This window comes from Polaromonas sp. (assembly GCF_049790275.1).
GTDB lineage: Bacteria > Pseudomonadota > Gammaproteobacteria > Burkholderiales > Burkholderiaceae_C > Polaromonas.
Genome location: NZ_JBAQYR010000048.1, coordinates 18891 through 40619, shown reverse-complemented (window position 1 = coordinate 40619; position 21729 = coordinate 18891). Strand labels below are relative to the sequence as shown.

Annotated in this window: 19 protein-coding genes; 11 read left to right on the top strand and 8 right to left on the bottom strand. The window is 62.7% G+C overall.

The genetic code is table 11. The features are described from left to right. Positions 1 to 62 precede the first annotated feature (62 nt). The 4 genes from WA904_RS06265 to WA904_RS06250 all read left to right on the top strand — a co-directional run bounded on the left by WA904_RS06265 (position 63) and on the right by WA904_RS06250 (position 2538). Positions 63 to 962, top strand: a complete 900-nt coding sequence (locus tag WA904_RS06265; RefSeq protein ID WP_425196270.1) for a dienelactone hydrolase family protein — start codon at positions 63 to 65, stop codon at positions 960 to 962. Positions 963 to 1090: 128 nt separating this feature from the next. After that, positions 1091 to 1969, top strand: a complete 879-nt coding sequence (locus WA904_RS06260; RefSeq protein WP_425196269.1) for a ZIP family metal transporter — start codon at positions 1091 to 1093, stop codon at positions 1967 to 1969. Between the two features lie 118 nt (positions 1970 to 2087). Continuing rightward, on the top strand, positions 2088 to 2234 hold the full coding sequence (locus tag WA904_RS06255; protein WP_425196268.1) for a hypothetical protein: 147 nt from the start codon (positions 2088 to 2090) through the stop codon (positions 2232 to 2234). A gap of 1 nt (position 2235) precedes the next feature. Further along, complete coding sequence (locus WA904_RS06250) at positions 2236 to 2538, top strand: hypothetical protein (RefSeq protein WP_425196267.1); 303 nt, start codon at positions 2236 to 2238, stop codon at positions 2536 to 2538. Positions 2539 to 2693: 155 nt separating this feature from the next. On the opposite strand, the gene WA904_RS06245 is transcribed toward WA904_RS06250, so the two are convergent. Further along, positions 2694 to 3638, bottom strand: a complete 945-nt coding sequence (locus WA904_RS06245; RefSeq protein WP_425196266.1) for a sugar kinase — start codon at positions 3636 to 3638, stop codon at positions 2694 to 2696. Between the two features lie 228 nt (positions 3639 to 3866). On the opposite strand from WA904_RS06245, the gene WA904_RS06240 reads away from it, so the two are divergent. From WA904_RS06240 to WA904_RS06230, 3 genes are all read left to right on the top strand, one after another. Further along, positions 3867 to 4886, top strand: coding sequence for a BLUF domain-containing protein (locus WA904_RS06240; RefSeq protein ID WP_425196265.1), 1020 nt, complete (start codon positions 3867 to 3869; stop codon positions 4884 to 4886). Between the two features lie 3 nt (positions 4887 to 4889). Then, positions 4890 to 5711 carry an MBL fold metallo-hydrolase gene (locus WA904_RS06235; RefSeq protein WP_425196264.1) on the top strand — a complete coding sequence of 274 codons (822 nt, stop codon included), beginning with the start codon at positions 4890 to 4892 and terminating at the stop codon, positions 5709 to 5711. Between the two features lie 512 nt (positions 5712 to 6223). After that, positions 6224 to 6706: a hemerythrin domain-containing protein gene (locus WA904_RS06230; protein WP_425196263.1), complete on the top strand. Its 483-nt coding sequence runs from the start codon at positions 6224 to 6226 to the stop codon at positions 6704 to 6706. A gap of 277 nt (positions 6707 to 6983) precedes the next feature. On the opposite strand, the gene WA904_RS06225 is transcribed toward WA904_RS06230, so the two are convergent. The 4 genes from WA904_RS06225 to WA904_RS06210 form a co-directional block, all read right to left on the bottom strand. Continuing rightward, a complete protein-coding gene (locus WA904_RS06225) occupies positions 6984 to 9557 on the bottom strand; it encodes a PAS domain-containing sensor histidine kinase (RefSeq protein ID WP_425196262.1) in 2574 nt (857 codons plus the stop codon). Between the two features lie 77 nt (positions 9558 to 9634). Further along, a complete protein-coding gene (locus tag WA904_RS06220; protein ID WP_425196261.1) occupies positions 9635 to 10534 on the bottom strand; it encodes a sulfurtransferase in 900 nt (299 codons plus the stop codon). Between the two features lie 43 nt (positions 10535 to 10577). Continuing rightward, a complete protein-coding gene (locus WA904_RS06215) occupies positions 10578 to 11501 on the bottom strand; it encodes a DMT family transporter (RefSeq protein ID WP_425196260.1) in 924 nt (307 codons plus the stop codon). Between the two features lie 104 nt (positions 11502 to 11605). Then, a complete protein-coding gene (locus WA904_RS06210; protein ID WP_425196259.1) occupies positions 11606 to 12724 on the bottom strand; it encodes an aromatic ring-hydroxylating oxygenase subunit alpha in 1119 nt (372 codons plus the stop codon). 262 nt (positions 12725 to 12986) lie between these two features. Between WA904_RS06210 and WA904_RS06205 the strand changes: the two genes are divergently transcribed. From WA904_RS06205 to WA904_RS06190, 4 genes are all read left to right on the top strand, one after another. Next, on the top strand, positions 12987 to 13226 hold the full coding sequence (locus WA904_RS06205) for an exodeoxyribonuclease VII small subunit (RefSeq protein ID WP_425196258.1): 240 nt from the start codon (positions 12987 to 12989) through the stop codon (positions 13224 to 13226). A gap of 4 nt (positions 13227 to 13230) precedes the next feature. Further along, positions 13231 to 14142, top strand: coding sequence for a polyprenyl synthetase family protein (locus tag WA904_RS06200; RefSeq protein ID WP_425196257.1), 912 nt, complete (start codon positions 13231 to 13233; stop codon positions 14140 to 14142). A 56-nt stretch (positions 14143 to 14198) separates the two neighbouring features. After that, positions 14199 to 16094 carry a 1-deoxy-D-xylulose-5-phosphate synthase gene (dxs, locus tag WA904_RS06195; RefSeq protein WP_425196256.1) on the top strand — a complete coding sequence of 632 codons (1896 nt, stop codon included), beginning with the start codon at positions 14199 to 14201 and terminating at the stop codon, positions 16092 to 16094. 381 nt (positions 16095 to 16475) lie between these two features. Continuing rightward, positions 16476 to 17558, top strand: a complete 1083-nt coding sequence (locus WA904_RS06190) for a TRAP transporter substrate-binding protein (protein ID WP_425196255.1) — start codon at positions 16476 to 16478, stop codon at positions 17556 to 17558. A 504-nt stretch (positions 17559 to 18062) separates the two neighbouring features. On the opposite strand, the gene WA904_RS06185 is transcribed toward WA904_RS06190, so the two are convergent. The 3 genes from WA904_RS06185 to selD all read right to left on the bottom strand — a co-directional run bounded on the left by WA904_RS06185 (position 18063) and on the right by selD (position 21724). Next, positions 18063 to 19826, bottom strand: coding sequence for a TRAP transporter large permease (locus tag WA904_RS06185; RefSeq protein WP_425196254.1), 1764 nt, complete (start codon positions 19824 to 19826; stop codon positions 18063 to 18065). Between the two features lie 14 nt (positions 19827 to 19840). Then, positions 19841 to 20437, bottom strand: coding sequence for a TRAP transporter small permease subunit (locus WA904_RS06180; protein WP_425196253.1), 597 nt, complete (start codon positions 20435 to 20437; stop codon positions 19841 to 19843). A 222-nt stretch (positions 20438 to 20659) separates the two neighbouring features. Then, a complete protein-coding gene (gene selD, locus WA904_RS06175) occupies positions 20660 to 21724 on the bottom strand; it encodes a selenide, water dikinase SelD (protein WP_425196252.1) in 1065 nt (354 codons plus the stop codon). Positions 21725 to 21729: the final 5 nt, after the last annotated feature.

The window sequence follows — 21729 nt, the reverse complement described above, 5'->3', positions numbered from 1 at the left end:
CAAGAATTTCTGCAGCTGCTTAGACTCCGGGGGTTGATTCAACCACCCCAGAGGAAACCACCATGCTCAATAGCAATCAGAAAAACGAGTTTGATTCCCTTTTGCCCGGGCAAAGCACGGAAAACGGCGCCACCCGCCGCACGGCGCTGAAGGCTGCGCTCGGGGTCGGTTATGCAGCGACGGCTTTGCCGATCATGGCGCAGACCGCCATCAAGACGCCGTCTGACGGCCTGAAGGCCGGCGAAACCACGTTTGAAGTCAACGGGTTCAAAGTGCCCGCGTATTACGCCGCACCCGCCGGCAAGACCAACCTCCCGGTGATCCTCGTTATTCAGGAAATTTTCGGCGTGCACGAATACATCGCCGACACCGCGCGCCGTTTTGCCAGGGCCGGTTACCTGGCGATTGCGCCCGAGCTTTATGCGCGCCAGGGCGATCCCACGCAGTACGGCGAGATGGCCAAGCTGATGGCCGAAGTGGTTTCCAAGGTGCCGGATGCGCAGGTCATGGCCGACCTCGACGGCGCCGTGAAATGGGCGGGCGCCAATGGCGGCAACACGGCGAAGGTGGGCATCACCGGTTTTTGCTGGGGTGGCCGCATCACCTGGCTGTATGCCGCGCACAGCCCCAACGTCAAGGCCGGCGTGGCCTGGTATGGCCGGCTGGTCGGCGCCAGCACCGAGCTCACGCCGAAACACCCGATCGACATTGCCCCCATCCTGAACGGCCCGGTACTCGGCCTCTATGGAGGACAGGACGGCGGCATCCCCCTTGACACGGTGGATAAGATGAAGACAGCCCTTGCTGCCGGCAGCCCGGCGGCGAAGGCTTCGCAATTTGTGGTGTACCCTGATGCCCCGCACGCTTTCCACGCCGATTACCGCCCGAGCTTCCGCAAGGAGCCGGCCGAGGACGGCTGGAAACGCGCTCTGGCGTGGTTCAAGGCCAACGGCGTCGCTTAAATCCCAGCGCCCGTGTTGCCCAGGCCGCCCCACAGCAATGTGCGGCGGCTTTTTGACAGGTGCGCCATCCGGCATTGTTTTATTAACCTTTTAGGGTTTAAGCCCTTATAGATCGGGCGTGAGCAGCTATGACATTGATAGCAATTTTGGTGGGCACACTGGCTGCCGGCATCGGCAGCGTGTGGCTGGCGGCATTGCTGAGTTTTGGCGTGCTGGCACGCTACACCTCGCACATGCTCAGCCTGGCCGCTGGTGCGCTGCTGGCAACGGCCTTCATGCACCTGCTGCCCGAAGCCTTCGAGAGCCAAGCCGGCGCGCAGGAGCTGTTTGCCACGCTGCTGGTGGGCCTGGTGTTTTTCTTCCTGCTCGACAAGGCCGAGCTTTACCACCATGGCCACGAGCACCATGACCCGCAAGGGGGAAAAGAAGATCTGGGCTACATGCTGGCCCCCGTGCGCACCGGCAACTCCCAGCGCGCCGAGCGGGTGGAAACCTCGCCGGGTGCGCTGGAGCATGGCCATGGGCACCACCATCACCATCATCATGGCGAAGCCAAATCCGGCAGCTGGGCTGTCCTGACGGGCGACAGTGTGCATGCCTTTGGCGACGGCATCCTGATCGCCTCCGCCTTTGTGGCGGACATGCGGCTGGGCGTCATCACCGCGCTGGCCGTGCTCGCGCATGAAATCCCGCATCACATGGGAGACCTGGTGGTGCTGCGCCAGACGTCGAGCAACCAGCGCGCGGCCCTGGTCAAGGTGTCGCTGGCCGGTGCAGTGACGGCCCTTGGCGGCCTGGTCGGCTACGCGCTGGTGGACATGCTGCACGACTGGCTGCCGTATTTCCTGGTCGTGGCCTCCAGCAGCTTTGTGTATGTGGCGCTGGCCGACTTGATCCCGCAGCTGCAAAAACGCCTGAGCGCTCGCGAGACGTTTTCGCAGATCGCCTGGCTTGCGGTGGGCATAGGCCTGGTGACGGTGGTCAGCGGGCTGGCGCATTCGCGTTGAGCCGCTTCCTCTCGGTGTTGCACGTGTCAGCCAGACACTGACAGGCAAAGGGCATGGCAGCCTATAGGGTCCGGGCCTGCGGGCCGCGACCATGGAGTCATTCTTCAAGGATGCTGCCATGAAACTTCCCACTTTCACTCCCGGGCCGTCCCGGCCCCGCCGGGTGCGCCGTCCATGGGCGGCTTACACCGCCTACGTCACCACCGTGTGTGCCAGCATGGTCGCTGCCGCGGCCGTGGCCACCGGCATGGTGGGAGGGTTCTGACATGCATGCAGAACCTGTGACCATTCCGGAGGAAGAAGAACAAGCCGTGACACCGGGCGATGACAGCAACGACGATCCGACGCCTCCGCTGCCGGTCGATCCCCCGGGCGCGCCTGCCAGAAATCCCGCCGTCGATACGGCGGCCCCAGGGGATGCGGCAGTGAAGAAGGAAAAGAAAGAAGAGCCCGAGATCGGTAACGAGCGCGATATTCCCTCTGATGGCCGCGATCCCGAAGGCGAGGGGATGATCCGTGAAGTGGAAAAACCGGAAGAACCCCCGTCCGAGCGGCCGGAAAGGGAATGAGGTGGTGGCTACCGATCCCAACGTTCCGCCGCCTGAGCCGGTTCAGCCGATAAGCTCGCCACCCAATCCGGGCCAGGTACAGCCCACACCGCAGCCGATGTAGCTGGCGGCTTGGACGTAGGTCCCGGTGTAGTCACAGCGTTGCACTTGCCGCGTCAGAGTTCGGCTTCCCGCACTTCGTCCGCTGTGGGCAGGCCTTCGGTGTCGCCGAGTACCTGGACCGCGCGGGCGCCGATCCAGGCGCCGCGCCTGACCGCTGATGCCACGCTCTGGCCGGCCAGCAGGGCGCTGATCACGCCGACGGCAAAACCGTCCCCGGCTCCGACCGTGTCCACCACCTTCTGCACCGGAAAACCCGGGACGTATCCGCTGCCGCCCTCGCCGTCGAAGTAAGCGCCTTCGCTGCCGAGCTTCACGACCACCAGCTGGGCGCCGCGCTCCAGGTAAAAGCGGGCAATCCCTTCGGCAGTTGTTTCACCGGTGAGGAAGCGGCCTTCCTCCAGGCCCGGCAGCACCCAGTCGGCCCGGGTGGCCAGGTCGTTGATGGACGTGCGCATCAATTCGGGCGTGGCCCACAGCGTGGGACGCAGGTTGGGGTCGAAGGACACGGTGCGTCCGGCGGCCTGCATCAGGTCCATGCTTTGGCGCGCCACATCCAGGGTGTTGGCCGAGAGGGCGGGAAACACGCCGGTGGCATGCAGGTGCCGCGCCGACAGCAGCCAGGCTTCGTCGATGTCGCTGGCATTCATGCGGCTGGCGGCCGAGCCCTGGCGGTGGTATTCGACCGGCGGGTCGCTGCCGTCCAGCACGCTGCCCTTGATCATGAAGCCGGTGGACTGTCCGCCGGCCAGGGTGACATGTGAACAGTCAATGCCTTCGCCCGACAGCGCCTTGATCAGGTAGCGGCCCATCATGTCGGTGCCCAGCCGGCTGGCCCAGCCGACTTTCAGGCCCAGGCGCGCCAAGCCGATGGCCACATTGGTTTCAGCGCCGGCGGTGCGTTTGTAAAAAGAGGTGGCGTCCTCGAGTGGCCCGGGGCGGTCGGCCACCAGCAGCATCATGGCTTCGCCGAAAGCGACGGCGTCCAGGGTGGTTGTCATGGAATGTTTTCGGGCAGTGCAGGGTGCGGAAATCCTAGCACCCCGGAGCTGCTCTGTTATTCATAGCTGTTTGCCCACGCCCCTGTTGGGCCAAGGCCCGATTTGACTTGTGGAAATGCGGAAGCCGGTGCGACACGGCCCGGGTGATATTTCTTGCGGTATCCGGAGATGTTTGTCCGGTTGATCTGGAGCAATTGGAACCGCTGGGTACCAAGGCAAACTCATGTCATGCGACTTAACAGCAAGGCATGCGTAGAGCCGCAGGAGAGCGTTGCACGCATCGTCTACGCGAGCGAAGCCTGTATCGGCGTCGGCGTGTATGCCGAGATGGAGCGCATCCGCGCCAGCGCGGTGCGCCACAACGTGCCCGTCGGCATCCACACCGCGCTGTTGTACCAATCGGGTTGGTTCGTGCAGTGGAAAGAAGGGGCTGGCCACGCGCTGCTGCGGCTGACAGACCGACTCGCGTCAGACCCGCGTCATCACTCCCTTCGTATCGTCCATTCCAGCTGCGGTCCACGGCTGCTGAGCGGCCCGTGGTCCATGGCCATCGTGCAAACGAACGAAGAACCCGAATCCATGGCCCGGCGCGTGGCGCGCCTGCACGAGAGCATGGAAAACGGGGTGCAGTACTCGCCGCCGGCCGTCTGGCGCCAGCTCTCCACGCCCCTGGACCACCCCGGTGCGGCGCAGCAAACCAACCCTGATGCGTTCCAGCGCATCCTGGTGTGCGCGGCGGCGGCTTCCCCCTCGTTCGAGTTCGCGCGATGGCTTGCCGCACGGCACAGGCAGCCGCTGGTGCACCGGCGCTTTGCGGGTGATGAGGGGTTGGATGTCGGCACCGACTATGTGGATTTCACCGACGGCGACCGCGTACTGCGCGTCATCGCCATGTCGCGCAAGGGGCTGGCTGTTCCTCTCACGCGCGCTTTCGTGCCTGACTACTCGCACATCGTGCTGCTGCTCTCCGGCGAGCCCGAGCGCGACCTGCCGCTGCTCGACAAAGTGGCCGCCGCATGCGCCGGGCTGGCGTCACCACCGGTGCTGGTCGGCGTGGCGCAGCATCGCGCGGCGCACTCGCGGCCCTTCGCCCTGGCACATCACCTGGGCCTTATCTATCTCGACGCCCAGGCGCACCCTCACGACTGCGCGGGTGTGTGGGCGGCCGTGCACCCCTTGCTGGCCTGCTGGCGCGAGGCAGCCAACAGCGGGCCGCTGTCCATTCCCGATTTGCTTGCCATGAGGTAACCCATGTCCATTGAACTTTTCCACAACGACAACCATGCCTGCCTGATGTTCACCGACCTGATCGAGGAGGACGGGCAGGCGGTGCAGAGCAACCAGTTCCTGATCGTCGACCACGGTGCGGGCGCGATCATCGACCCGGGCGGAAACCTTGCGTTCAACGACCTGTTCCTGACGCTCTCCCACTTCTTCCCGCCGCAGGACCTGAACTACCTGATCGCTTCGCACGCGGACCCGGACATCATCGCGTCACTCGACCGCTGGATGACATCCACACGGGCCAAGCTCGTTATCTCGTGCATCTGGGAGCGCTTCGCGCCGCATTTCACCAAAGCCGGCAAGACGCAAGGAAGGGTGATCGGCGTGCCGGACACTGGCGGCTTGCTGCCGCTCGGCCAAAGCGAGTTGTGGCTGCTCCCCGCCCACTTCATGCACTCGGAGGGTAACTTTCATTTCTGGGACCCCGTCAGCCGCATCCTGTTCACGGGCGACCTGGGCGTCTCCATGATGAACGGAAGCGATGCCGCCAAGCCGGTGACCGACTTCGCGAGCCACGTCGACAAGATGGAAGGCTTCCATCGCCGCTACATGGTGTCGAACAAAATCCTGCGACGATGGGTGAACATGGCCAGGCAACTGCCGATCGCAATGATTGTCCCGCAGCACGGTGCCCGGCTCGAGGGGAAGGCGATCGGCCGATTCTTCGACTGGATCGAGAACCTCATGTGTGGCGTGGACCTGTTCGATGACCGGGCGTACCAGCTGCCCACCGCCGGAATCGATCCGCACCTGAATCGGACCAGGCCTGCCCTTCGTGCCGTCCGTTGAGGGGCGTCGGGGTATTGAAAAACAAATTCAGTTTTAGCCAACTTTCTACGGATTTCTCCTGAAAGCAACCCATTCCAGCTGTCTGTGCTGGAAGACCACCTTGGCTTCATTGACCACACGATCCACTGGTCTTGTTGACAGTGGCCCAGGCGTGCGACTCGGCTTCCGGGCTGGCAAGGCCTTTCTTTTCATATCCCTTCTCGATAGGTTCGGGTTGACGCTTTAGCCTGTCGGTGCAGGCGGAGTTATCTCCCTGCGGCATGGCATTTCTCCTGAGTAAAACCTCGTCGAAGCAGCGCGCCGCAGGGGGTGCTCTGTCAACACCCCCGATGCTTTTCTGCAGGACAAACCCACGCCGGGTCCGGGCGGGATTTGTCCTACAGCAAGATTGCGCCCATCCCACAAGGAGCCCTTGGCCGGCTTCTTAGAGTGGCCTTTGTGTTGTGGCGTTTTGCCGCGCACACAGCGTCTCGCTGTCAATCCTTTCATAACCCTTTGAATGAGGTCCCACCATGAGCAAGGCACCTGCAAAAAAGAACGACGCTGTTGACCTGCTGGACGCAGATCACGTTGCCGTTAAAAAATTGTTTACCGAATTCAGGAAACTGAGCGAGGCCGGCGCGCCTGAGGAAGAAAGAAAGGCACTGGCCGACAGGATCTGCATGGAACTGACCGTGCATGCCGAGATTGAAGAGCAGATTTTTTATCCCGCCGTGCGCGCAGCCATCAACGATGAGGAACTGCTCAATGAAGCCGAGGTCGAACATGCCAGCGCGAAGGAATTGATCAGCCAGATTTCCGCGATGGGCGCCGGGGAAGAGCTGTTCGACGCCAAGGTCATTGTGCTCGGCGAGTACATCGTTCACCATGTCGAAGAAGAGCGCAACGAAATTTTTGTGAAAGCGCGCAGGAGCGACCTGGACCTCAAGGGCATGGTCGAAGAACTCAAGACCCTCAAGGAGGAATTGATGGCCAATTACGAAGTTTCGGCCTGATGTGCTGTCCGTGGAGCGGGGGGGAGCCCCGCGTTCCACGGCGCGGCAAAAAAAATCCCACGGACCGTCAAGCACGTGGGACAAGGGGGAGGATGGGTTCCTCAAGCGGAGTTCGAGGCATCCGGTTTGTGCTTCTGCACCTCTCCGGAGGCATGAACCCAATGTAGGCGAGGTGCGGCTACCCGGGGAGTCGGACGATGAAGTGTCCGCTTGTAGGAAAACCTCCTGGCCCGTCTGGCCCCGTTGCGGGGCCAGCTTGCAAGGACACACAGCAGCTTCAGAGTGCCCCTGTTCCGAAGCGGGGGTCCAGGGAAAAATAAAAGCAGGCCCCGGCACCCTCGGCGGATTCGGCACGTATCACGCCGCCGTGCCTCTCGAGAATGCGGTGCACCGTGGCCAGCCCGATGCCGCTGCCTTCGAATTCGGTTTCATGGTGCAGCCGGTGAAAAGGCTTGAACAGGCTGTCGGCGTAGGCCATGTTGAATCCGGCGCCGTTGTCCCGGACAAACAGCATCTTGCGGCCGTCCTCGCGGGTCGGCAGAACGCCGAACTCTATCGTTGCATCGGCGCGGTGGCGCGAGTATTTCCAGGCATTGCCGATCAGGTTCTCCAGCAGGATGCGTGCGAGCTTGCTGTCGCAGCGGTCGCTGATGCCCGGCTGGATGGTGATTTGCACCTGGCGCCCGGGGTCGCGCTGCTTTTCCTGCGCCACCACCTGCCGCGCCATGGCACTGAGGTCAACCTCCTCGAGGCTCAGCTTGCCCTTGCTGACACGGGCCAGCGCCAGCAGGTCGTTGATCAGTTCATGCATGCGCACGACATTGAGCCGGACGCGCTCGAACAGCCGCTCTTCCTCATCACTGAGACGCCCCTTGAGGCGCCGTGCCAGCAGGACACTGAAGCCCTCGATGCTGCGCAGCGGTGACTGCAGGTCATGCGAGACCGAGTAGCCGAAGGATTCGAGCTCCGCATTGGTGGCCTTGAGCTGCTCGGTCCGTTCATTGACGCGCTGCTCCAGTGTTTCATGCAGACGCGAGATTTCCCGGTCGCGGCGCAGGCGCACCAGTTCCGCCGTGATGCGGCTGGCAAAGATCTGCACCAGTGCGTTGCGGTCCGGTGACAGCTGCTGGGGCTGCTGCCAGAAGGCGTTGACGATGCCGATGGTACTGCCGTCCGCGTCGCGCAGCGCCGCACCGGTGTAGGCGTGGTAGCCGCCTTCCTGCAGAAAGGGGTCTGCCGGGAACAGCTGCTGCACGCCCTCGCCATAGACGCACAGATCGCCGCGGCTGAGGGTCATGTCGCAGGGCGTGCCCGCCAGCAGGTAGCGGATATTGGGCTGCAGCACGCCGCCCCGCACCATGGCCAGCGACGTGACGCTTTGGTCCGGCGCCGTTTCTCCGACCATCACCAGGTCGGCGCCTATGGCATTTGCCAGGTGCTGCACCACGGAGCGGAAGAAGGCTTCGCCGGTGCCGGTCGACAGGCCCCTGGCAACGTCGATCAGCAGGGCCTCTCGCCGCTTCTGATCGCTGATGTTGATGGTCGAAGTGAGCATGCAGGGCTCGCCGGCAATGTCGACAATCACCGACCACACGCGGCAATCGACCATGCTGCCGTTTTTATGGCGCATCTGGATTTCGCGGCTCAGGGCCCGCCCATGCGCCTGCAATTCCTCAACGAACTGCTGGCGCTCGGCGTCATTGCGCCAGACCCCGACATCCACTGCAGTGCGCCCCACCAGCTCATGCGGCTCGTAGCCATGGATCCGGTCTTCGGAGGCATTGGCGGCCAGGAAGGTGCCGTCGGACACCCGGCTGATGGTCATGTTGATGGGGCTGAAATCGAAGGCCTTGGAAAACAGCTCTTCCGATTGCCGGGCTTCCTGCCGGGCCAGGGTTTCGGCGGTGGCGTCGGTGATGGTGGACACCACAATGCGCCCCTGGCCTTTGCCCTCGATCTCGGTGGAAAGCAGGATGTGGATCAGCCGGCCGTCCCTGGTGCGCGCTTCCAGCGGGAGATTGATCACGCGTCCGGTGGTCGCCATCTGGCGATGGAAGTCCTTGCGGGCCTGCGGCTTGTCCCACAAGACTGCGTCGGTGCCTCCCAGGAATTCTTCGCGTGAGTAGCCATACAGCCGTTCGAAGGCCGGGTTGACGTCCAGCACGGTCATGTCTGCGAGCGACTGCACGATGATGGCGGCGGGGCTGCTGCGAAAGATGCGGCTGAAGCGGTCTTCGCTCAGGCGCAGTTCGTTCTCGGCATGTTCGCGGCGTCGCAGGTCGGTGTGCTGGCTGCGCAAGGCGCCCAGGATCACCTGGCGGCTGGTGTAGACGCTGATGGCAATGCCGGTCAGCACCAGCACGTGGAGCAGCCAGAACCTGGAGCCCACCGAGAAGTCGGGCCGGACCAGCAAGCCGGTTGCCTCGGCCCAGGTCAGCACGCCCAAGGCTGTCGCGCTGAACAGCACGGTCGCGATCAAGGCCTTTTTCTCCAGCAGCATGCCGGCAGCAATCACCGCGGCGGCAAAACCTACTACCACGGCACCGCGTACGGAGCCGTAAACCAGGATGCCGGCCGTAGTGCAGCCGAGCAGGGAAAGCACCAACAAGTGGCTGGCCCACTGGTAGTGGCCGCGGCGCAGCAACTCGTAAGACACGGCGATCAGAACCAGGGATAAGACCACCGTCGCGATCTGCATGCCACCGCTGTTCTGCGCAATGGATAGCACCAGCACCAGCGGCAGGCCCGCCATGAGTACCAGCAGCAGGGACCGCAGCCCCGAGACGTAGCGCTTGTCGATCAACTCTTCCGCAAGCAGGTAGGCTGAGTCAGGAAAGGAAGGGTTGGACATGGCAATAGGGCTGCAGCTGATGGTAATGCATGGAGCTTGCAGCGGATGAATGTGTTTTTGCCGTCAGATCGCGCGGGCTAACCCTTTGCCACTGGCCGGCCGGGATCGCTGCACCACTCGCTCCAGCTGCCGGCGAACAGGCCGGTGCGGCCCAGGCCGGCGATTTCCATGGCCAGCAGGTTGGGCACCGCGCTGACGCCGCTGCCGCAGTGGTGCACCACGCTGGCCGGGTCGTGCCCGGCCAGCAGTGTTTCAAATTCGCTCCTGAGCTGGGCCGCGGGCTTGAACTTGCCGTCCGGGCCGATGTTCTCGCTGAAAGGGCGATTCAGGGCACCGGGGATATGGCCGGCCACCGGGTCCAGCGGTTCGACCTCGCCGCGAAAGCGCGCGGGCGCACGCGCGTCCACCAGCGTCTGGCCGGGCCGGCCGAGCTGGCTGGCGACGGTTTGGGCAGTGACCAGCGCGGCTTTTTCAGGCCCGGGGAAAAAGTTGGACTGGAAGTGCGAAGGCTCCTCGCCGCTGGCGACGGCACCGCCGGCTGCCTGCCAGGCCTGCAGTCCCCCGTCGAGCACAGCGACGGCCTCGTGGCCGGCCCACTTGAGCATCCACCACAGGCGGCCGCAGTAATTGGCGCTGTTCCGGTCATAAACAACGGCCTGCATGTCATTGGTAAAACCCACGCTGGACAGCCAGATCGCAAATTTCTCGCGGTTCGGCAGCGGATGCCGCCCCCCGGAGGCGGGCTGGTCGGCGCCGCCGCTGGCGGTCAGCACGCCGTGGGCGCCGGGCACGCCGTGTTTGGCGCTCAGGTCGGTATCGAGGTTGGCATAGACGGCACCCGGGATGTGGGCCTCCAGGTACTGCTGTTTGCCGGCCTGCGGCTGGAAGAGGTCAAAGCTGCAGTCAAATACCCGGCACGGCTGGCGGCTGTCGATCAGGGCCTGCAATTGCGCGGCGGAAATCAGGGTGGTGTACATGAGCGGCTCCCGGTTGAAAAATGAATCCCTGCAAGGGCCTGGCTCAATGCTCCTCGGCAGGTGAGCCCGGCGCGGCCCGCGCGCGCAGCACCGTGGCCGCGATGCCGCTGGCCACGATCAGCGCCATGCCCGCCCAGCCGATCAGCGGAATCCGGTCACCAAACAGGATCAGGCTGTAGACGGCGCCGAACACGATGCCGGAGTATTGTAGATTTGCCACGACCAGCGTGGCGCTGCGGGTTTTGGCCAGGCTGTAGGCGCGCGTCATGCAGAGCTGGCCCAGCGAGGCCAGCACACCCAGCGGGATCAGCCACAGCGCCGGTTTCCAGTGCCATTCCGACACGCCGGTCACCAGCATGCCTGCGCCGCCGGCCACGGCCGAGCCGACCGCGAAGTAAAACACCGTGCGGGTCTCGGGTTCACCGACGCGTGCCAGCGCCATCACCTGCATGTAGGCAAAAGCAGCGAGCAGGCCGGACATCAGGCCGATCAGGCCGGCGAAGGCCTGGTTCTGCTCGATCGTTGGTCGCAGCATCATCACCACCCCGGCGAAACCGGTGATCACCGTGAGGACGAGCGGACCTTGGGAGGCGACGCTCGCGGTCGTTGCCTGGCCGCGTGCGGGCAGCAAGCCCATGAGCAGCGCACCCCCGACCAGGAAAGCTGCGATCCAGACACTGCTCATGTAATTCAGCGTCATGGCCGTGGCCAGAGGCAGGTGGGCGATGGCGTAAAACCAGGCACCCAGCGAGATCACACCCACCAGGCTGCGCCACATGTGCATGCCGGGAAAACGGGTGGACAGCGTCACGCCGCGTGTGCGGGCCAGCGCCCACATGAAGAACATGCCGAGCAGGCCGCGATAGAAAACCAGTTCGGCACTGTTGAAGTATTCCGACGCGAACTTGACGCAGACCGCCATGGTTGCGAAGAAGAAGGCGGCAGCTAACATCCAGAGGGCTTGCATGTGTCGGCCTGGGTGGGATTGGGGGTGAAAAGTGGCTTTTGCCCTTTGGGGGCGGGCGCAGGCAGCTATGAAAAAGATAGTGAACTGCCCGTGCAGCGCCGGCCTCAGAGCATTTGCGTGGTCTTGCTGGCACCCATTTCGCGGCGATACCACTCGTGAAAGTGCTGCATGCCGTCTTCCATCGGGCTCTGGTAGGGGCCGAACTCGTTGTCGCCGCGCTGCATCAGGGCCTTGCGGCCGGCGTCCATGCTCAGAGCAATCTCGTCGTCTTCGACACAGGTCTCCATGTAGGCGGCCTGCTGCGCATCCATGAACTCGCGCTCGAAGGCGCAGATTTCCTCGGGATAGAAAAACTCCACCACGTTGAGCGTCTTGTCCGGCCCCTGCGGGTGCAGGGTGCTGACCACCAGGGCGTGCGGGTACCACTCGACCATCACGTTGGGGTAGTAAGTCAGCCAGATCGCGCCGTACTTGGGCGGCACGCCCTTGCGGTACTGCAGCACCACATCGTGCCATTTCTTGTAGACGTCGGTGCCGGGCTTGCCGAGCTTGTCGGACACACCGACGGTCTGCACCGAATAACTCGGCGCCAGCTCCCAGCGCAGGTCGTCCGTGGTCACGAAGGCGCCCAGGCCGGGGTGGTAGGGGCCGACGTGGTAGTCCTCCAGGTAGACCTCGATGAAGGTTTTCCAGTTGTAGTTGCACTCGTGCAGGTGGGTCTTGTCGAGCTGGTAGCCCGAAAAATCGAGGTCGGGCATGGCGCCCAGCGGTGCCATTTCGGCGGCGATGTCCCGGCCGTTGTCTTCAAACACCAGGCCATTCCAGCTGCTGGTCTTGTAGCGGTTCAGGTTCAGGCAGGGATCGACTTCAAAGTGCGGTGCGCCTATCAGCTCGCCGTTGGTGTTGTAGGTCCAGCGGTGCAGCGGGCAGACGATGTTGCTGCCGGTGTTGCCGCGGCCCTGCAGCATGGTGGACTGGCGGTGCCGGCAGACGTTGGAGATCAGCTCCACGCCGCCCGCGTTGCGCACCAGTGCGCGGCCGCCGAGCTCCTGCGGCAGGGCGTAGTAGTCGCCCAGGTTCGGCACCGACAACTCGTGACCCACATAACGCGGACCGCGCGCAAACAGTTTCTGCTGCTCCCGCTGGTACAGGCCGGCATCGAAATAGCTGGAGACGGGGAGCTGGCTGGTGGCCTGCAGGAGACGAAGGCTTAGATCAGACATGCAGATTCCGAAACGGGTGATTTCGGGTGAGTACTCAGGAGGCGGAGGGGCAACCTTGCCACGGCGGGCCAGGAGCGGCAGGATGAAAATTACTTTCAATTGTAACGTGTGCCCCTTTGCGCGCCCTCCTGCTCTTTCCGTACAAGCACCCTTCCCGGGGTGGGCAGCTCGCACCCCACAAACACGGGACCAGGCCTGGGAACGGCGGGTCCGTCTCAAAGCAGGGCCACAACGGCCTAAAATCAGGCTCCAACCAAATACCATGGCCAAAACCTCCTCCACCTCCGCACCCACCGCACCGGCCAGCTATGAAGCTGCGCTGGAAGAACTTGAAACCCTGGTGGCCCGTCTCGAGTCCGGCCAACTGCCGCTGGACCAGTTGCTGACCGGCTACCAGCGCGGTGCCGAATTGCTCAAGTTCTGCCACGACAAGCTGGAAGCTGTGGAAAACCAGATCAAGGTGCTGGAGAGCAGTGAACTCAAGCCCTGGAACCAAGAGTAAGACATTGACTGAGCACAAACCTTTTGCGCTGGACGCCTGGAGCGCCCGGCAGCTTGCCGCTGTAGAGCAAGCCCTGACGCGCTGGGTTGCGCCCCTCGAACCGGTTCCGGCACCCGCCGGGCTCGGTGATGCGATGCGCTACGCAGTGCTCGACGGCGGCAAGCGGTTGCGCCCCTTGCTGGTCATGGCCGCCTGCGAGGCGGTGGACGGCCATCCCCGCGCGGCCCTGCGTGTGGCCTGTGCGGTCGAGCTGATTCACGCGTACTCGCTGGTGCATGACGACATGCCCTGCATGGACAACGATGTGCTGCGGCGCGGCAAACCCACGGTGCATGTGAAATTCGGCCAGGCGCAGGCGCTGTTGGCCGGTGATGCGTTGCAGGCGCTGGCTTTCGAACTTCTGACACCGGAAGACGACTCCATCGATGCCGCAACCCAGGCGGCCCTGTGCCGCATGCTGGCGCAGGCCGCGGGTTACCAGGGCATGGCCGGCGGCCAGGCCATCGATCTGGCCAGCATCGGAAAAACGCTGTCGTCCAATGAACTGCATGACATGCACCGGCTGAAAACCGGCGCGCTGCTGCAGGCCAGCGTGATGATGGGTGCCGCCTGCGGCAAGCCGTCGGCCGCGGCAAAAAATGCGTTGCGCGACTATGGCGCAGCCGTGGGGCTGGCGTTCCAGGTGGTCGACGACATCCTGGATGTCACGGCCGACTCGGCCACGCTGGGTAAAACCGCAGGCAAGGACGCCGCCCAGGACAAGCCGACTTTTGTCTCGCTGATGGGCTTGCCCGCTTCCCGCAACTATGCGCAGGAGCTGCTGTCCCAGGCGCATCACAGCCTGAAAGCCAGTGAACTCGGGCACACGGCTGCGCTCAGCGCACTGGCCGACATGCTGGTCAACCGCACGACATGAAGGAAGAGCAGCCAGCGCCTCCCAAAGAAAAAAGCCACCAGAAACAAGACACCACGATGTACCCCTTGCTTGAAACCATCAACAGCCCTGCCGACCTGCGCCAGTTGCCGCGCGCGCAACTCAAGACGCTGGCTGACGAGCTACGCGCTTATGTGCTGCACAGCGTGTCGCAGACCGGCGGACACCTGAGCTCCAACCTGGGCACGGTCGAACTCACGGTGGCGCTGCACTATGTGTTCAACACGCCGGACGACCGGCTGGTCTGGGACGTGGGCCACCAGACTTATCCGCACAAGATCCTGACCGGCCGGCGCGAACGCATGGCCAGCCTGCGCCAGTTCGGCGGCCTCAGCGGCTTTCCGCGGCGCGATGAAAGCGAATACGACACGTTTGGCACCGCGCATTCGTCGACCTCGATTTCCGCCGCGCTCGGCATGGCCATGGCGGCCAAACAAAAGGGTGAAGACCGCCATGCGGTGGCCATCATCGGCGACGGCGCCATGAGTGCGGGCATGGCCTTCGAGGCGCTGAACAATGCCGGTGTCTGCGACTGCAAGCTGCTGGTGATACTCAACGACAACGACATGAGCATCAGCCCGCCGGTAGGTGCGCTGAACCGTTACCTCGCGCAGCTCATGAGCGGGCAGTTCTACGCCTCCGCCAAAAACGTCGGCAAACATGTGCTCAAGGTGGCACCACCGCTGTTCGAGCTGGCCAAGCGGCTGGAGACGCATGCCAAGGGCATGGTGGTGCCTGCCACACTGTTCGAGAACTTCGGCTTCAACTACATCGGGCCGATTGACGGTCATGACCTCGAGTCGCTGATTCCCACGCTGGAAAACATCAAGCACCTGTCCGGTCCGCAGTTCCTGCATGTGGTGACCAAAAAAGGCCAGGGCTACAAGCTGGCCGAAGCCGACCCCGTGGCCTACCACGGACCGGGCAAGTTCGACCCGGCGATGGGGCTGCAGAAGTCCACCGCGCCGGCCAAACAGACCTTCACCCAGGTCTTTGGCCACTGGCTCTGCGACATGGCTGAAAAGGACAGCCGGCTGGTCGGCATCACGCCGGCCATGCGTGAAGGCTCGGGCATGGTGGAGTTCCACCAGCGGTTCCCCGATCGTTATTACGACGTCGGCATCGCCGAGCAGCACGCGGTGACCTTTGCCGCAGGCATGGCCTGTGAAGGCCTCAAGCCGGTGGTGGCCATTTACTCGACCTTCTTGCAGCGGGGCTATGACCAGCTGATCCACGATGTGGCGCTGCAAAACCTGCCGGTGGTGTTTGCTCTGGACCGTGCCGGCCTGGTCGGTGCCGACGGTGCCACACACGCCGGTGCCTACGACATTGCCTACCTGCGCTGCATTCCCAACATGAGTGTGGCCTGCCCGGCCGACGAGAACGAATGCCGCATGCTGCTGAGCAGCGCGTTTGAGCAGAATCATCCGGTGGCTGTGCGTTATCCGCGCGGCGCAGGTGCCGGAGTGGCCACGCAGACGCATCTGGACGCCTTGCCCTTTGGCAAGGGCGAGCTGCGCCGCGAGGGTGCGGGAGTGGCCATTCTGGTTTTTGGCACCTTGCTTTACCCAGCGCTGCAGGCAGCCGAAAAACTGGGTGCCACCGTGGTCAACATGCGCTGGGCCAAGCCCCTTGACACTGAATTGCTGCTCCAGGTCGCAGCCAGCCATGATGCCCTGGTCACCGTGGAGGAGGGCACCGTCATGGGCGGCGCAGGCAGCGCGGTGGCTGAGGCACTGTCGGCGGCCGGCGTAAGCCGGCAGATGCTGCACCTGGGCCTGCGCGATGAGTTCACCGAGCATGGCGACCCGGCCCGGCTGCTGGCCTTGCAGGGGCTGGATGCCGTGGGCATCGAGCAGGCCATCGTTGCCCGTTTCGGCACCTTGCCCGTTCCGGCAAAACCGGCCAAGCGCTCGCTGAAATCCGTGGCTTGACGCATGCATGAAACCGAAAGCTGCCCCTGCGCGGCTACCGGGCGGCAGCGCGATTCTTTCGGATGGACCGGCCACAACAAGAAGCGGCTGCGTATGTGTGAGCGACGCGCGATCCGTTTTCCCCGTTCCGGCCTGGCTTGCTGACAGAACACTGAAGGCCTGATTCTGCAGATCCGTTTTCAAGGGAAAACCCGCGAAAGTGAACATCGGCACACTCCTACAATTCGCGCAGCAATGTGCCCCTCAAGGCCGTTGTGCTTGCAGTTTCCGTCAATGAGGTTAAGCCCTGAGTGGGTAACTCCCAATGTCTATGGATTGGGTGGCTCCTAAACTCGCGGCTGGTTGTACCTTGTTTAATTTTTATAACTGAGGAGTTAGCTCATGGATCGTCGTTCCCTTATCAAGAATGCCGGCATTGCCGGTGTACTGGCTGCTGGCGTAGCCCCAGCTGTCCATGCCCAGGGCGCCGCTATTCGCTGGCGCCTCGCGTCGAGCTTCCCGAAATCGCTGGACACCATTTTTGGCGGCGCTGAGACCTTTGCCAAAAAAGTGAGTGAAATGAGCGGTGGCAAATTCACCATCAGCACTCACGCAGCCGGCGAATTGATGCCCGCTTTCGGTGTGGTGGATGGTGTGCAGAACGGCACGGTCGAATGCTGCCATACCGCGCCTTACTACTTTTTCGGCAAGGACGAGACTTTTGCGCTCGGTTGCGCCATTCCTTTCGGCCTCAACAGCCGCCAGATGACGGCCTGGATGTACGAAGGCAACGGCATGAAGCTGATGCGCGAGTTCTACGCCAAGTACAACATCATCAATTTCCCGGCCGGCAATACGGGCTGCCAGATGGGTGGCTGGTATCGCAAGGAAATCAAATCGGTCAAGGACATGAAAGGCCTGAAGATGCGCATCGGCGGCTTCGGCGGCAAGGTGCTGGAGCGTATGGGCTCGGTGCCACAGAACATCCCTGGCGGCGAGATTTACCAGGCACTGGAAAAAGGCACGATTGACGCCGCTGAATGGGTTGGTCCTTACGATGACCAGAAACTGGGCTTCAACAAGGTCGCCCCGTTTTACTACTACCCTGGCTGGTGGGAAGGCGGCCCCGAGCTGGACGTGTTCGTCAACAACAAGGCCTATGAGGGCCTGTCTGCAGAGAACAAAGCCATCGTCGAAGCGGCTGCGGCGTATGCCCACGTCGAAATGCAGGCCAAGTACGATGCCAAGAATCCGACGGCGCTGAAGCAGCTGGTCGGCAGCAAGACCAAGGTGCTGCCTTTCCCCAAGGACGTGCTGGACCTCGCTTTCAAGGAAGCCATGGCCCTCTATTCGGAGATCAGCGCACGGAATCCGAGCTGGAAGAAGGTTTACGAAGATTACGCCGGCTTCCGCAAGGACCAGAATCTCTGGTTCCGTTTTACCGAAGCACGTTTCGACAGCTTCATGCAGGCCCAGAAGCTGTAATCAGCAGTTTCAGCCATGCTGATCAAAGCCCCGCTCTGCGGGGCTTTTTTTATGGATGCTTGTCGTCACCCATGACCCGGGAGTCTTCGCGGTGTTGCAAAGTCTTGTCGGGGGATGGCCCGTAGCCATCCGGGCCACGAAGAGGCCCGGAGAAGAGCCGCTGATGGTGCTGCTCCGCTGTAAAGCTTCGCGCATGGACGCCGCGCTAGCACCCCGACGGCGTTTTACGCCTTGCTCATGGACTTTTTGATCGCAACCCGAAGGGACACATTTGCACAAATAGCGTTATCCAAGCCCTGACTGCCTCTGGGGCAGCGTGCGGCAGAGGGCGCGTGTAGTGAGCAGTCGCCGCGCGGCTGCGTGACGCTCCTCGGAGGCAGCTGAAGTCTTTGGAGCCTGGTCGACAGCGGGTCAAGCAGATATTCAACGGCCTGCAAACGCGCAAAAAAAAGCCCCGGTATGCCGGGGCTTTTGGGGTTTCGAAGCAGAAGCCGCAAGAGGCCGTTACTTCTTTCCCTTGTCCTTGGCCATGGAGTCCTCCATGGCCTTCATTGGGTCATCATCGGCCAGCTTTTTCTCAGCGGCGGCTTCTTCGGCGCTGCCCGGGGCTGCAGGTGCTTCAACAGGCTCCTGCTGGACTTCCAGGATCACCTTGTCGAGGTCGAGTTTCTCAACCTTGTCGAGGCCACTGGACACAATGCCCGGGAAGGCAATGATCAGGCCGACCATGACGATCTGGATCAGCACAAAGGGAACGGCACCCCAGTAGATCTGCATGGTGGTCACGGGCTGGATCAGCTTTTTGGTGACCTTGTCGGTGTATTCCTTGATCGGTGCGACGCTGCGAAGATAGAACAGCGCAAAACCGAAGGGCGGATGCATGAAGGACGTCTGCATGTTCACCGCCAGCAGCACGCCGAACCAGATCAGGTCGATGCCCAGCTTTTCAGCCACAGGCGCCAGCAGCGGTACCACGATAAAGGACAACTCGAAGAAGTCCAGGAAGAAGGCCAGGAAGAAGATCAGCGCGTTGACCACGATCAGGAAGCCGGTCTGGCCGCCGGGCAGGCCGCTGAGCAGATGTTCCACCCATTTCGGTCCGTCCACACCCTGGAACACCAGGCTGAAAATCGTTGATCCGATCAGAATGAAAACCACAAAACACGACAGCTTGGTGGTGGTGTTCAGGGCCTGCTTGAGCAGCGAAAAACTCAGGCGACGGCGCGCAAAAGCCATGATCAAGGCACCCAGCGCACCCATGGCGCCGCCTTCTGTCGGTGTGGCAATGCCAAGGAAAATCGTGCCCAGCACCAGGAAAATCAGCAGCAGCGGGGGGATCAGCACAAAGGTGACGCGTTCGGCCATGCGGGAGAGCAGGCCAAGGCGGGTAGCCTTGTTGATCACGGCAATGACAAAGGCCAGAATCACGCCCAGGCACATGGACACCACGATGGTTTCATCGAGGGCCACGGTTGTGACTGCTTCGCCTTTCCACCAGGTCTGCACCTCGGCATAGTGCTTTGCAAAGTAAACGGCGCTGCCCGCCGAGGCAATCGTCAGCAGCAGCAGCGACAGCAGGCCGGCCTTGCCGTTGTCCTCGCGGATGGTGCGCGCTTCAGCGGGCAGCGCAGGCACCCATTGCGGTTTGATGAAGGCGAGCACGAAGACATAGCCGACATACATGCCAGTCAGGATGAAACCGGGAACGAAAGCGCCTTTGTACATGTCGCCCACGCTGCGGCCCAGCTGGTCAGCCAGGATGATGAGAACCAGTGACGGCGGGATGATTTGTGCCAGAGTGCCCGAGGCCGCAATCACGCCCGAGGCGATGCGCCGGTCATAACCGTAACGCAGCATGATGGGCAGGGAAATCAGGCCCATGGAGATCACCGAGGCCGCGACCACGCCGGTGGTGGCTGCCAGCAGCGCGCCGACCAGGATGACCGCAATGGCCAGGCCGCCGCGCAGCGGGCCGAAGAGCTGGCCAATGGTGTCCAGCAGGTCCTCGGCCATGCCGCTGCGTTCAAGCACCAGGCCCATCAGCGTGAAGAAGGGGATGGCCAGCAAGGTATCGTTCTGCATGATGCCGAACAGGCGCAGGGGCAGGGCCTGAAGCAGTGCTTCGGGCAACACACCGAGCTCGACGCCGATAAAACCGAAAAACAGGCCGCAGGCGCCGAGGCTGAACGCCACCGGAAAACCCATCAGCAGGAAAACGATCAGCCCCATGAACATGATGGGGGCGAGATTGGCAATGAAAAATTCCATGATGGTGTTCCTGTTCAGCCGGCAGTTCTGGACTCGGCGAGGCGGCGTATCGCCTCGGCCAGCTCTTCTTCAGCCGTCTTTTCAACCTTCCTGGTCGTCGGGTCCTCGATCAGGCCTTTGAGAAAGGCCACGCGCTTGATCAGCTCCGACCAGCCCTGCACCATCAGCAAGGTGAAGCCGAGGGGAATCATGGCGTAGACGGGCCAGCGGATCAGGCCGCCGGCGTTGGCGGAGACCTCGCCAGAGCGGTAACCCTGCAGGAAAAACGGAATCCCGTAATAAAGGATGGTCAGGCAAACCGGTGTGAGGAAGATGGCGAAGCCGATGATGTCTATCCAGATCTGTCCGCGTTTGGACAGCCTGCTGGAAAGCACGTCAATCTTGACGTGCTCACCATGGAGCAGGGTGTAACCCGCGGCCAGCAGGAAGGCTGCCGCAAACAGGTACCACTGCACTTCCAGGTAGGCGTTCGAACTCATGTTGAAAACTTTGCGGATCACGGCGTTGACGGCGCTGATCACGGTGGAGGCAAGAATCAGCCAGATCACGTATTTGCCGATCAGGGCGTTAAGCCAGTCCACGGCGTTGGAAAATTTCAATAAGGCGCGCATTGTTGTCTCCAGAAAAAAGAGTCCGCGCATTAACAATCATCCGGCAGATCCTCGCGAGGAGGGGGCCGGATGCAGGTCTGCGCGGATGGGATTCTATAGAGGACTATAGAAGGCAAGCTGACAGCTTCGTGACGGTGTTATCCCGTAGCGCGGCCGATGGCAGGCACGCCGGCGTGGCTCCTTTTACAGGCGATCGCGCTGCAGACAGCGTGCAGCACCGCACTAGATGACCTGAACGCCGTTGCCTTCCAGCATGCAGCCGATGATGCGGGCATCGGCGAAACCCTGGCTGTGAAAGCATGCCAGGACCTGGTCAGCGATTTCCGGGGCGCAGGACACCAGCAACCCGCCGCTGGTCTGTGGATCGGACAGCAAGGCTTGCTGGGCCGGGCTGATGCCTGCCGGCAAGCCCACTTCGCTGCCATAGCTGGCCCAGTTGCGGCCCGAGGCGCCGGTGACCATGCCCCGGGCTGCCAGTTCGAGCACACCCGGCAGCAGCGGGATCTGGTCAAGCTGCAGCTCCATCTTCAGTCTGGCGCCGCGCGCCAGCTCCAGGCCGTGGCCCAGCAGGCCGAAGCCGGTGATGTCGGTCAGTGCATGCACACCTTCCATTTGTGCCAGCGCGATGCCCGGCTTGTTCAGCTGGGTGGTTACGGCGATCATGCGTGCGTAACCCTCTGCATCAAGTGCGTCCTTTTTCAACGCTGCCGACAGGATGCCGACACCCAGTGGTTTGCCCAAGATCAGCACATCGCCCGCCCGGGCGCCCGAATTTTTCTTGACGCGGGAAGGATGGACCAGCCCGAGCACCACCAGGCCGTAGATTGGCTCGACCGAATCGATGGTGTGGCCGCCGGCGATGGGAATGCCTGCATCGCGGCAGACGTCCTGCCCGCCGCGCAGGATGGCGCCTATGGTCTCCAGCGGCAGCACGTTGATGGGCATGCCGACCAGGCCCAGCGCCATGATGGGTGTACCCCCCATGGCGTAGACGTCGCTGATGGCATTGGTGGCGGCGATGCGGCCGAAGTCGTACGGGTCATCGACGATGGGCATGAAGAAGTCTGTCGTGGCGATCAGCGCCTGCTCGTCGTTGAGAAGGTACACCGCCGCGTCATCGGCAGTTTCGATGCCGACCAGCAACTGTGGCGGAATCGGGAGGTTGCTGGAATTCTTGAGGATTTCACTGAGTACGCCGGGCGCGATCTTGCAGCCGCAGCCGCCACCGTGCGAAAGGCTGCTCAATCGCGGCGGGACGGCGGGTGTGAGTTTGTCAGGGGCGTTCATGGGCG